This is a genomic window from Mesorhizobium sp. WSM3868, from assembly GCF_002294785.1.
Classification (GTDB): Bacteria; Pseudomonadota; Alphaproteobacteria; order Rhizobiales; family Rhizobiaceae; genus Mesorhizobium.
This window is the reverse complement of sequence record NZ_NSGB01000014.1, coordinates 1-11951: the sequence shown is the minus strand read 5'-3', so window position 1 is coordinate 11951 and position 11951 is coordinate 1. Positions and strand designations below refer to the sequence as shown.

Here is an 11951-nt window from a genome sequence, read left to right as displayed (position 1 = left end):
GATGATGCGCCGGCGCGGTCGCGGATGCTCACAAGCCGATGATATTATAGCACTTTTCTGCCGCCGCCGCCTGCTCCCGGCACGCCGAGGTTTACGGATTTGTAAATCGCGCGCCGGACTTCGGGTGGCTAGACTTTTACGCGATCCACACCCCCGGATCACCACGGGCCAGACACTTTGGCACCGTCAGAGGCTCGCCGCTCCCGGCGGGCCTCTTTCGTTTTGGGACAAAGCCGCGGATTTACGGTGCGGCTCGCCGGCGCGCAATCACGCTGCGCACGGCGAGCACCAGCACGGTGATAATGATCAGGATCACCGAAAGGGCTGCAATCGCCGGATCGATGTTGTCGCGCAGGCCCATCCACATCAGGCGCGGCAGCGTGATGGCGTTCACCGAGGTGATGAACAGCGTCACGCCGATCTCTTCCCAGGAGAGCACGAAGGAGAGGAGCGCCGCGGTGACGATGCCGAACTTGATGTTGGGCATGATGATGCGCGTCGCGCGCTCCCACACACTGGCACCCAAGCCTCGTGCGGCGAGGTCGATGCGCCGATCGAGCTGGCTGAGCGAGACCAGGATCAGAACGGTGGCGAAGGGCACCGTCATCACCGAATGCGCCATCGCGACACCCAGCCAGGTGTCGTAACCGAAGAAGGATGAGATGCCGGAGACCGAGGTGAGCAGGAAATACAGCGTCACCGCCGAGACCACCGGCGGCACCACCATTGGCAAAAGGACGAAGCCGACCAGGGCGGCGGTGAAGCGCGGCTGGAACATCCACACGCCGAGGCTGAAGGTGAGCGCGAGCACCGTGGAAAGCGCGCTGCTGACCACACCGATGCGGATCGAGAGCAAGATGGACTCCAGCCAGCGCGGATCCTCGATCAGCGAACGGTAGTGGCGCAGCGACAGTTCGCCGGTCGGCATGGTCAACATGCGGCTCGGCGTCAGCGACACCGGGATGACGGCGAGCAATGGCATAAGCAGGAACAGCGCCACCAGGACGGCGAGGATGAGCGAGACGGGACCGGGGCGGTAGGTGGGCATCTTGCTACACCAATTGCTTCGGTTTGACGTAGCGGAACAAGAGCGCCATCAGCGCGCCGACGAACACCACCAGCACGACGCTGATTGCCGCGCCCAGTCCCCAGTCCGGACTCTGGAAGATGCGGAGATAGATGAGTTCGGCGATCATCACGCTGCGGCCGCCGCCGAGGATCGCCGGCGTGACGAAGAAGCCCAGAGAGAAGACGAAGGTGATCATCGCCGAGCCGATGATGCCCGAGCGCGTCATCGGCACGAACACCGTCCAGAAGGTGCGCATGCGGCTGGAGCCAAGCCCGCGCGCCGCGAGCAGCACGCGCTCGTCGAGGCTGCGCATGGCCGAAGCCAGCGGAAATACCGCAAAGGGGATGAGGAAATGCGACATGCCGACGATGACGCCGAACTCGTTGCGCACGAGCGTCAGCGGCTCGGAAATGAAGCCGATCGATTGCAGCCAGGTGTTGACGAGGCCGCGGTTGGACAACAGCGCCACCCAGCCGAAGGCGCGCGTCAGCACCGAGATCCAGAACGGCACCAGGATGCAGAATTCCGCAAGCACGCGCTGCACCGGGCTGCCGCGCACCCAGACGACCGTGATCGCATAGGCGGCGGTGACGGAAACGATGGTGACGATCGCCGCGATGCGCAACGTGCGGACGAATACCGACTGCACCAGCGGGTCGCTGACCAGCGCGCCATATTGGCCGAGTCCCGGCGTCGGCAAGGTGAAGCTCCACTTCACCACGCCGAGGAAAGGCCAGGCATAAGCAAGGACCAGGAACAGGAGCAGCGGCGCCATCAACAGCGCCGCGCCCGTCCTGTCGGAGAGGGTGCCCCTCATGTCAGTTCAGCATCTCCGCCCGCTCAAGCCGAGATGATCTTGGTGTATTCGTCGAGCGCCGCACCGTAGTTCTTGGCGTACCACTCCATGTCGAGCGGGATCTGCTTCTTCATGTTTTCCGGATCGACCGGGTTGATGCGCTTCTTGTCGGCCGGGATCAGCGCGTCGGCGGCCGGGTTGGCCGGACCCTGGCCGAGTTTGTCGAACATCACCAGTTCCTTCTGCGGATCCTGCGTGCTGGCGATGAACTTCATCGCAGCTTCCTTGCCGCCGGGATTGTTTTTCAGAACCGCGAGCGCGCCGGGCGAGATCAGGCCCTGGTCCCAGATGAACTTGATCTGGCCGCCCGAGTCCTGCTCGATCAGCGAGGCGCGCGTCGACCAGACGATCGCCATCGAAGCCTCGCCGTTGAGCAACACGCTCTGGCTTTCGGCGCCACCGCCCCAATAGGAGACGACGTTTTCCTTGAAGGCGGCGATCTTGTCATGCGCGCGCTTGAGGTCGAGCGGGTAGAGCGAGGCGGGCGCCACGCCGTCGGCGAGCAGGGCGGCTTCCCAGCTCGACACGCCCCATTTGTAGAGCGAGCGCTTGCCGGGGAATTTCTTCACGTCGAAAAAGTCGGCCATGCCGGTCGGCGCATTGGAGCCGAACTTCTGCGAGTCGTAGGCGATCACGTAGGAGAAGAAGTAGGTCGACGCGGCAAATTCCCATCCGAAGCCCGGCCGCATCTTGCTCTTGTCGACGATCTTGTAGTCGATCGGCTCGAGCATGCCCTGGCCGCCCAGCGTAATGGCGGAGAACGGATCGACGTCGACCAGGTCCCAGGTCGGCGCGCCGCTCTTGAACTGCGCGGCGATCGCGCCCTCGGTCGGGCCCGAGCCGTCCATCTTCACCGGGATGCCGGTATCCTTGGTGAAGGCCTGGCCGTAGGCGGCGTCGTAAGCGGTGATGGCGTCGCCGCCCCAATTCACCAGCACCAGCCCCTTGGTCTCGGCTTGAGCATGGGTCGAGCGCAGCAGCATCGGCGTGCCGGCGAGCACGAGGCCTGCAAGCTGCGCGAATTGCCGGCGCGAGATCTCGCCGCGTTTTGCCCTCTCTGCGAGGGAGTCGATGGTCTGTTTCTTGGTCTCGTTCATGTCAGTTCCCCTTGTTTTAATTGATCTGATCCGGAAACCGACGCGGCGAATTCACGCCGCTTCGGCGCTCATTGTCCTCCGTCCGGCAGGAGGAAGCCCTTTTCCGCCGGCCAGGTCAGCCAGACGGAATTGCCCTTGCTCAACGCTGCCGCGGCCACCTCGTTCGGCACCGAGACGGTGACCTTCGCACCCTGGCGCGTGGTTAGGTCGAGCTTGGTCGCCGCACCCAGATAGGTCGAAGCGACAGCAGTGGCGGCGATGCCGTTTTCGCCGGCCGCTGCCTCCGGCGCGATCGACATGTGTTCCGGCCGGATTGCCAGGATAGCGTCGCCGCGGACCTTTTCTGCTTTGCAGCGCATGTTGACCGCCCGGTCCTCGCAGACACCGGTGGCGCCATTATCGGCGGACTTGACGCCCTTCACGGGCAGCATGTTGATCTCGCCCAGGAACTCGGCGACGAAGCGGCTGGCCGGCCGGTCGTAGACCTCGTCCGGCCTGCCGACCTGCAAGAGCTTGCCGTGATTGAAGATGGCGACGCGCGAGGAAAGCGCCAGCGCCTCGCTCTGGTCGTGAGTGACGAAGACAAAGGTGGTGCCGGTCTCCTGGTGCAGCCGCTTCATCTCGGCCTGCATCTGGCCGCGCAGGCTCTTGTCCAGCGCCGAGAACGGCTCGTCGAGAAGCAGCACGCCCGGCTCGAACACCAGGGCGCGGGCGAGCGCCACGCGTTGCTGCTGGCCGCCGGAAAGCTGCGCCGGCAATTTCTTCTCGTGGCCTTTGAGACCGACGCGCTCGATCATCTCGCCGACACGGCTTTTGATCTCGGAAGCCGATTTCTTGCGCACCTTGAGCGGAAAGGCGATGTTCTGTTCCACGCTCATATGCGGGAACAAAGCATAGCCCTGGAATACCATGCCGGCGGCGCGCTGTTCGGCCGGCCGGTCGGTAATGTCGGTGCCGTCGCTGAAAAGCCTGCCTTCGCTCGGCTGCACGAAGCCGGCCAAGATCATCAGGAAGGTGGTTTTGCCGGAACCGGATGGCCCAAGCAGCGTCAGGAACTCGCCGCGGCCGATATCGAGCGTGAGATTGTCCAGCGCCCGGAACGAGCCGAAGCTCTTGCCTATCCCGTTCGCCTTGATCTCTGCGGCCCGGCCGGGTTGCTGCATCCTGCCTTCGTCCTCACGCTTGTTTCAAATCGTATGCACGGCGCGCGTTCACCGCAACCGAATAGTTTTCCTCTGTTCGGCAAATTTGATTCACGGATGGGCAGGTGGCGGGAGCGTCTCCCGGACTCGGGCGTTCGGCGCGCTTCGCGATTGGCGAAAGCGTTCATGCCGTCGTCATTCCAGGGCGGAGCAAGGAGCGGAGCGACGCGCGCAGACCCTGGTTGCCATGCCGTGACCTCTGGGAGTTGCAACGGTGCAGAATTCTGATCAAGCGTGCCTTTCGCGATCGCCACGGAATGGATCCTCGGGTCAAGCCCGGGGATGACGACCGGACGGTTGGCACTCCGAGGGACATCCTAGGGCGTGCCGGCGTCCCCCGCCTTCAATACTTCGCCAGCCTGCTTTCCAAAAGCTTCGCCCGCAGCCAGTCGCTGAAGGCATTGAGTACCGGGTGGCCCGCCTTGGCATGCTCGAAGACCAGATAGTAGGAGCGCGGCGAGGGCACCGTCGCTTCGAACGGCTTGACCAGCCTGCCCTCGCTCAGCGCCCGGCGGCCGGTCAGCTCGTCTCCCATCGCGATGCCCTGGCCGGCGATTGCCGCCGAGAAGACGAGGTTCATGTCGGAAAAGAAGATGCCGCCTTCGGTGTCGGGATTCTCCACCTTCGACAGCGCCAGCCAGCGCGCCCAGTCCTCGGTATCGCTGAGATGCAGCAGGTTGGCGCGCAGCACGTCGGCGGGCTTGGAAAAGCCGCCCACCTTGTTGAGCAACGTCGGGCTGCAGAGCGGGGTGAAGGAGACCTCGCAAAGCAGCTCCACCGCGCGGTTCGGCCAGTTGCCGACGCCGAAGGCGATGAAGGCGTCGGCCTCCGGATTGCTGACATCGTCGAGCCGCCGCGGCGTCAGCACCGAGAGCGCGACGTCCGGATACATCTGCTGGAACTCGCCGATATGGGTGCACAGGAACATCGAGGCGAAGCCCGGCGGACAGGAGATGCCGAAGGAGCCGCCGACGCCGGCGCCGCTGTTCTGCGTCCCCGCGTCGCCGAGCACGGTCAGCGCTTTCCTGACACCGGCGGCGTAGCGCTGGCCGCGCGGCGTCAGCGCCACGCCCTTGCCGATGCGCTGCAAGAGATCGAAGCCGAGGTCGCGTTCGAGCAGCCTCAGCTGATGCGAGACGGCGCTGCGGGTGAGGTGGAGTTCATCGGCCGCGCGCCAGACGCTGCCGTGACGAGCAAAACTGTCGAGGGCGCGAAGCGCCTGCGTGGAAGGTATGCGCAAGAGGCCTCAGGTGAACCGAATTTGCACGAGCCGGGAAAACATATCACTTTTTGAAGAGCCGCTTCACTGCTTTCTTTGCGGCATGGAGAAACCGGTGACGACATCAGCGCAGGAAACGGCACTGGCCTGCATCGACGGCATCCAGCCGCTCTTGTCGGCCTGGACGCGCACCATCTTCGACCTCGGCGAGACCGCCTGGCGCGAGTACCAGTCCGCAGCTTGGTATGTCGACCGGCTGAAGCGTGAAGGCTTTTCGGTGGAAGAGGGCTCGGGCGGAATGCCGACCGCCTTCTGCGCGCATTGGACGAATGGCGAAGGACCGACGATCGGCATGTATGCCGAATACGATGCCGTGCCCGGCAACTGCCAGGATGCCGCGACGGTCAAGCAACCGCGGGCGGGGCTTAGCGTCGAGGCGGGTGGCCATACCGATCCGCATTCGGGCCTCGGCATTGGCAGCCTCGGCGGGCTGCTCGCCGCCAAGGCCGCGATGCAGCAGCATGGCATTCAAGGCACGCTGCGCTTCACTGGCGAGCCGGCAGAGAAGGTGAGGGGCTCGAAGCCGATCCATGCCGCCAAAGGCTATTATGACGGCCTTGCCGGCATGATCTCCTTTCATCCCTTCTATATGCTGCCGCTCTGCAACACCGCGCGCTGGGACACGCATTGCGGTGCGGCCTATGCGATGATCTACCGCTTCATTTGCGACGAGCCTCAGAATTGGGGTCGCGCAAGCGATGGCGCCCCGATCCCGCAGGCGCATTCCGCGGTCAGGGCGCCAGGTGCCAACGACGCGCTGATGATGATGTACATGGCTTCCAAGGCGCTGCGCGATTCCATGCTGACGCACCAGGGCGGCTGGTCGATCAGCGAAGCGATCCTGACCGCGGGCCAGGCGACCGCCGACAATCTGCCGGCCGGCCTTGCCGAGATCCAGTACATGATCCGCGTGCCTACCATCGCCATGGCCGAGCAGGTGACCGCCGTGCTCGACCGAAACGCGGAAGCCGCCGCCAGGATGAGCGGCTGCCGCTACGAACGCCACTGGGTGTCGAAGTCGCGCCCGGGACTGGCCAACCACGCCATGGCCCGCATCACCTATGAAGCGCTCTCTACCGTCGGTCCGCCACAGTGGAACGAAGAGGCGAGGGCGATCGCCCGCGAGGTCCAGGTCAATGCTGGCGGCGAGGCGACCGAGAATCCGTTCATCGACGAGCTGGAGCGCCTCATCACGCCGCAGGAGGCCGAGGCGGTTCTGCGGCGCGACCTGCCGCCCTCGCAGGTGAATTCGACCTCGGACGACTATACCGACATGAGCTGGCACGCGCCGACATCGCGCTTGTACGTCGCCCGCCCGGCGCTGCGCTCGGCGAACGGCCACGCCTATCCCGCCTGGGTGATGAATGCGTTGGGCGGCATTGCGGCCACCATCGACCCGATGGTGACCTGCGCCTCCAAGACCGTCGCGCTCACCGCGCTTCGCCTGCTGGAAGACAAGGCGGCGCGCGATGCGGCCATGGACGAATTCGTCAGGCGAACCGGCGGCGGCGCCGGCGGCTCGAACTGGATCGCGCCGCTTTGTGACTACGAGCCGCCGATAAACTTCCGCTGGCCGGAATATGTTACCACCGCGCGCGGGCGCGACTGGTGGATACCGAGCAGCCAATGATCTCAAGCAGACCGACCCACGAGGAGAACACCATGACCGTCCATGACCGCATCGTCGCCGAGCCGTTCTCGCTGCAGCGCCGCAATCCCAATGGCGGCACCAAGCCGCTCACTGCCTGGGGCTTCGCCAACGAGACCGACGTTCTGACCGACGTGCTGCTCGGCTCACCCAATTTCCTTCGCCATCTTTCGACCAGTTCGCTGTCCAGAAAGCATCTGCGCGAGGCGCCCTGCAACATCCAGATCGCCCAGGCGCAGCACAAGGACCTCGTCGCCGCTTACGAGCATTTCGGCGTCACCATCCACTGGCACGAGCCGACGCCGGAACTGCCGATGCAGGTCTATTCGCGCGACTCCAGCGTCATGACGCCCTACGGCGCGTTCATCACCGCAATGGCCAACTGGTGGCGGCGCGGCGAGAACTACGCCGCCATCCGCACCTATGAGAAGCTCGGCATCCCGATCTACGACATGGTGACCGCCGGCACCTTCGAGGGCGGCGACTTCAACGTCATCGAGGAAGGCGTGGTGCTGATCGGCTGCGGCGGCGCCCGCACGCAGGAGGAGGGCGCGCGCCAGGTGCAGGCCTGGTTCGACAAGGAAGGCTGGGAGACGCGCATCGCCTTCATCGACGAATACTACGTGCACATAGACCTGATGGTGGTGCCGATCGCCGAAAAGCTCACGGCCGTCTGCCTTGCCTGCACCGAGCCCGGCATCGTCGACTGGCTGAAGGGCAAGGGCCACGAGATCATCGACGTGCCCTTCCAGGATACGATGGCGCTCGGCTGCAACTTCATGTCGCTCGGCAAGGACAGGGTGATCGCGCCGACCTCGAGCAAGACGCTGATCGAAAAGCTGAAGGCACGCGGCTTCGAGGTGGCGGCCGTCGACATGAGCGAGATCTCCAAGACCGGCGGCGGCATTCACTGCATGGCGCAGGCGCTGAAGCGGGTGAAGGCGTAGGAGCACGGCGCCGAAGCTGCCAATCTCCCCCGTTGAGGGGGAGATCTCCAGCAGGACAGAAGGGGGCGCGAAAGAGCGTCGATCTGTCCCGTTTCGCTCCCGCTCTACGCTGCGCCGGTCCGTTCAGCGTATCGCCTCAGGCCCATGCCGGCGAACAGCATAATCATCATGATGGTGAAGAAGAAGGCCATGCCGAGGTAGAAGAAATTCGCTATGGGCGAAATCTCGACATACCGCACCTGCTTGAACGGCACGCCGCTCGGCTTTGTCGCCGCCAGTCCGAGCCAGAAGAAGAGGGTGACGGCAACGAGCACGCCGATATAAGGATCCATCCAGTCCGGCACTCTGACGAAGCCGAAATTGAACGCAAACGCCCGGTTCGCTGACAATAGCAGAACAGACGATATCGAACAGGCAAACAACATGCGTTTCATGCGGCGTTGCCCCATATCCGCAGCGATAATCTCTCTTGATTGAAAGCCTGTTATTCCTGCCCGTCAAGATTGCAGGCAAGGCGCGTGCCGTTCTTGCCAATCGTTTGTTGAGCAAGGCCCGCACGGCCGGCTCGCTGCCCGCGATAACTTGCGGGACGCCGAACATGAGCGCACACTAAAATTCGGGCGGAGGGGGCATCAACAAGAACGGGAGGAATTCATGAATGCCATGAGCTTCACTGCCCTTGATGGCGGCAAGACCACGGTCGATGCCGCAGCCCTGGAAACTTTCGACGCAAATACGCGGCACGGTGCTGCGGGAGGGTGACGCCGGCTACGACGGTGCGCGCAGCATCTGGAATGACATGATCGACCGGCGGCCCGGGCTGATCGCGTGCTGCGTCGGCGCCTCCGATGTCGTTGCCGCGGTGAATTTCGCCCGTGAGAACGGACTTCTCGTCTCCGTGCGCGGCGGCGGTCACAACATTGCCGGCAGCGCCATCTGCGAGGGCGGCCTCGTCATCGATCTCTCCATGATGAAGTCTGTGCGGGTCGATGTCGCGGCGCGGCGCGCCTGGGTCGGACCCGGCGCCACGCTTGTCGATGTCGACCGCGAAACGCAGGCCTTCGGGCTGGCGCTGCCGACCGGCATCAACTCGACCACCGGGATCGCCGGCCTGACGCTGGGCGGCGGCTTCGGCTGGATCACCCGCAAATACGGGCTGACCATCGACAATCTCGTTTCGGCCGACGTGGTAACCGCGCACGGCAAGCTGCTGCGCGCCAGCGAGACCGAGAACGCGGACCTGTTCTGGGCGCTGCGCGGCGGTGGCGGCAATTTCGGCGTCGTCACGGGGTTCGAGTTCAAACTTCACCAGTTCGGGCCGCAAGTGCTGTCGGGCCTTGTGGTCCATCCCTTCGCCGATGCCGGGAAGGTGCTTCGGGAATACCGCGCCGCGCTCGAAACCGCCCCCGACGAACTGACCTGCTGGGTGGTCATGCGGCAGGCGCCGCCGCTGCCCTTCCTGCCGGCCGAATGGCACGGCAAGGAAGTGCTGGTGCTGGCCATGTGCTATTGCGGCGATATCGAGGCTGGCGAAAAGGCGACGCAAAAGCTCCGCGCCATCGGCACGCCGATCGCCGACGTCGTCGGTCCCAACCCTTTCACGGGCTGGCAGCAGGCCTTCGATCCGCTGCTCGCGCCTGGCGCCCGCAACTATTGGAAGAGCCATGACTTCACCGAGCTTTCCGACAGCGCGATCGAGATCACCACGACCGCGATATCCAGGCTTCCGGGTCCCGAATGCGAGATATTCTTCGGCCATGTCGGCGGCGTCGCTGGCCGCGTCCCGGCGGTTGCGACGGCGTTTCCGCAGCGGAGCTCGCATTTCGTCATGAACGTTCACGCCCGCTGGCGCGAACCGGCCATGGACAAGGCCTGCATCGAATGGGCTCGAGACATCTATGAAGCATCAAAGCCTCATGCTGCCGGAACGGCCTATGTGAACTTCATGCCGGAGGATGAGATCGACCGTGTCGAAGCGGCCTATGGCGGCAATTATCGCCGGTTGCTCGAGATCAAGCAGCGCTACGATCCGCAGAACCTGTTCCGCATGAACCAGAACCTGCGTCCGAAGGAAGGACTGCGGGCCGCCTGACGGGGCAGCATGCCTCAGCCGCGCCGTCCCGACGCGTCTCGTTGACGAAGCCTTGAAGCCTGGAGCGCGTCGAGCCGTTGCTGGAGATGGCCGTTGAACACGATCATCTCCTTCAGCGCCTTCACCGGGTCGCCCTTGTGCCGGGCGATGAACCGCTCGGCGATTGCCTGAAGCGCCGCTTCCTCGCGGCTGTCGAGCCTGACGATGTGATCCATCTCGGGTGCTCCGCAAGTTTCCACTAGCATGTGAACAAAAAGGGAACAAAATTGTCAACGACGAATTGACTCAGCGAGGAACGGGTTCCTATTTTGTCAGCAGATGGGGCGGTTGCTCAGGATCACGGAGAGCCGCGTTGGGCAGACGGAAAAGCCGCTATGACAGATTGTTCCGGTCGAACGCGGAGGCGATCATTCGCGATGCGTTGGAACTGCGCCAGACCGTGCTGGCGGCGCAGCTCAATCTCAAGACCAACGGCGAAATGTACTGGCGGCTCAACGGGTTGGTGGAGAGGCTGCATGAGATGATGGGCGCGGTGGCGGGCAGGGACCTCGATTTCCGCGCCGCCTGGCTCGGCCTGCTGCCGCTGCCTGAGGATTATTCAGACCGGACATGAGAAATGGCCGGACCCATGGACAGCGTCGGCCGGGCGGCCAAGGCCAACATGCTGCTGATAGTCGAATGCCGCCACTGCTACCACGCCGGCCGCTTCAAGGCGAACGACGTGGCCAAGGTGGTCGGCTGGAACAAGCCGCTCGAAACCATCCGCTTCCGCTGCAAGCGCTGCGGCCGCAAGGACGCTGAGGTCAAGACCCAGTTCATCGACCAGGATCACCCGCCCAAGGGTTATATCTGGGTGCTGCAGAAGGCGAGGGGATAGCAGCTGTCACTCAACACGCGAGCTATTTCTGAGACCTGGTTTTGCCGCGTTCGGGATCGACGGTGTCCCTGGCCGAAGCTACAGTGGCGGCCCTCGACACCATCGAGCCTGCCCGGAGCGCCCATGGACAGCCGCCTCGACCGCATGATCGCCCGCCTCACCACCCAGCGCCGGGCGCTGGAGCGGGCGGCGGAGGAGACCCGGGGCTTGCCCGGCCCGGTGCTGGAGATCGGCCTGGGCAAGGGCCGCACCTACAGCCATCTGCGCAAGCTGTTCCCGGACCGTCGGATCATCGCCTTCGACCGCGACCTGCACGCCCCGGCTGATGCGGCGCCGGCCGGCGCCGACCTTGTGCTGGGCGATTTCCGCGAAACGCTGTCCGCCTTGTCCGGCTGCGCGCCCGCAGCCTTGGTCCATGCCGATTTCGGCAGTGAGGACCGCGCCCGCGACACCGCCCAGGCCGGCTGGCTGGCGGCGCTCATCGATGCGTTGATGGCACCGGGTGGCCTAGTGGTCAGCGACCGGGCGATGCAGTCGCCGCGCTGGACCCCCTTGCCCTTCGACACGCCGGACTGGCCTTATTTCCTCTGGCGCGTGAACTAGCCGCCACCACAGCTCACTTCACATCCGGCATCCGTTTCCGCGGCTTCGTCGGCCGGGCGGCCAAGGCCAACATGCTGCTGATAGTCGAATGCCGCCACTGCTACCACGCCGGCCGCTTCAAGGCGAACGACGTGGCCAAGGTGGTCGGCTGGAACAAGCCGCTCGAAACCATCCGCTTCCGCCGCAAGCGCTGCGGCCGCAAGGACACTGAGGTCAAGACCCAGTTCATCGACCAGGATCACCCGCCCAAGGGTTATATCTGGGTGCTGCAGAAGGCGAGG

The 11951-nt window shown here is 64.4% G+C and carries 13 protein-coding genes and 1 pseudogene; 7 read left to right on the top strand and 7 right to left on the bottom strand.

The window, feature by feature from the left end:
* Positions 1-241 precede the first annotated feature (241 nt).
* From CK221_RS20920 to CK221_RS20900, 5 genes are all read right to left on the bottom strand, one after another.
* Positions 242-1048: an ABC transporter permease gene (locus tag CK221_RS20920; protein ID WP_095779109.1), complete on the bottom strand. Its 807-nt coding sequence runs from the start codon at positions 1046-1048 to the stop codon at positions 242-244.
* A gap of 4 nt (positions 1049-1052) precedes the next feature.
* Entirely contained in the window at positions 1053-1886 is an 834-nt protein-coding gene (locus CK221_RS20915) for an ABC transporter permease (protein ID WP_066999251.1), read from the bottom strand.
* 23 nt (positions 1887-1909) lie between these two features.
* Positions 1910-3022, bottom strand: coding sequence for an ABC transporter substrate-binding protein (locus tag CK221_RS20910; RefSeq protein WP_095779108.1), 1113 nt, complete (start codon positions 3020-3022; stop codon positions 1910-1912).
* A gap of 68 nt (positions 3023-3090) precedes the next feature.
* Complete coding sequence (locus CK221_RS20905) at positions 3091-4185, bottom strand: ABC transporter ATP-binding protein (protein ID WP_095779107.1); 1095 nt, start codon at positions 4183-4185, stop codon at positions 3091-3093.
* 382 nt (positions 4186-4567) lie between these two features.
* Entirely contained in the window at positions 4568-5464 is an 897-nt protein-coding gene (locus CK221_RS20900; protein ID WP_095779106.1) for a LysR substrate-binding domain-containing protein, read from the bottom strand.
* An 82-nt stretch (positions 5465-5546) separates the two neighbouring features.
* Here CK221_RS20900 and CK221_RS20895 point away from each other — a divergent pair, with 82 nt between their 5' ends.
* Positions 5547-7133, top strand: coding sequence for an amidohydrolase (locus CK221_RS20895; RefSeq protein WP_179295176.1), 1587 nt, complete (start codon positions 5547-5549; stop codon positions 7131-7133).
* A gap of 32 nt (positions 7134-7165) precedes the next feature.
* A complete protein-coding gene (locus tag CK221_RS20890; protein ID WP_067330684.1) occupies positions 7166-8098 on the top strand; it encodes a dimethylarginine dimethylaminohydrolase family protein in 933 nt (310 codons plus the stop codon).
* Between the two features lie 104 nt (positions 8099-8202).
* Here the strand turns inward: CK221_RS20890 and CK221_RS20885 are convergent, their stop codons facing one another.
* Positions 8203-8532: a hypothetical protein gene (locus CK221_RS20885; protein ID WP_143749077.1), complete on the bottom strand. Its 330-nt coding sequence runs from the start codon at positions 8530-8532 to the stop codon at positions 8203-8205.
* A 220-nt stretch (positions 8533-8752) separates the two neighbouring features.
* On the opposite strand from CK221_RS20885, the pseudogene CK221_RS20880 reads away from it, so the two are divergent.
* Positions 8753-10190, top strand: a pseudogene (locus CK221_RS20880) (FAD-binding oxidoreductase).
* A gap of 14 nt (positions 10191-10204) precedes the next feature.
* Here CK221_RS20880 and CK221_RS20875 read toward each other — a convergent pair.
* On the bottom strand, positions 10205-10405 hold the full coding sequence (locus CK221_RS20875) for a hypothetical protein (protein WP_095779104.1): 201 nt from the start codon (positions 10403-10405) through the stop codon (positions 10205-10207).
* A 137-nt stretch (positions 10406-10542) separates the two neighbouring features.
* Here CK221_RS20875 and CK221_RS20870 point away from each other — a divergent pair, with 137 nt between their 5' ends.
* The 4 genes from CK221_RS20870 to CK221_RS20855 all read left to right on the top strand — a co-directional run.
* Complete coding sequence (locus tag CK221_RS20870; protein WP_141245850.1) at positions 10543-10803, top strand: hypothetical protein; 261 nt, start codon at positions 10543-10545, stop codon at positions 10801-10803.
* A 3-nt stretch (positions 10804-10806) separates the two neighbouring features.
* Entirely contained in the window at positions 10807-11067 is a 261-nt protein-coding gene (locus tag CK221_RS20865; protein WP_143749076.1) for a hypothetical protein, read from the top strand.
* Positions 11068-11190: 123 nt separating this feature from the next.
* The gene (locus CK221_RS20860; RefSeq protein WP_095779101.1) at positions 11191-11670 is read left to right on the top strand and encodes a class I SAM-dependent methyltransferase; all 480 of its coding nucleotides are present in this window, start codon (positions 11191-11193) and stop codon (positions 11668-11670) included.
* Positions 11671-11741: 71 nt separating this feature from the next.
* Positions 11742-11951 (top strand): hypothetical protein (locus tag CK221_RS20855; RefSeq protein WP_143749075.1); only part of this gene is annotated, 210 nt, incomplete at its 3' end.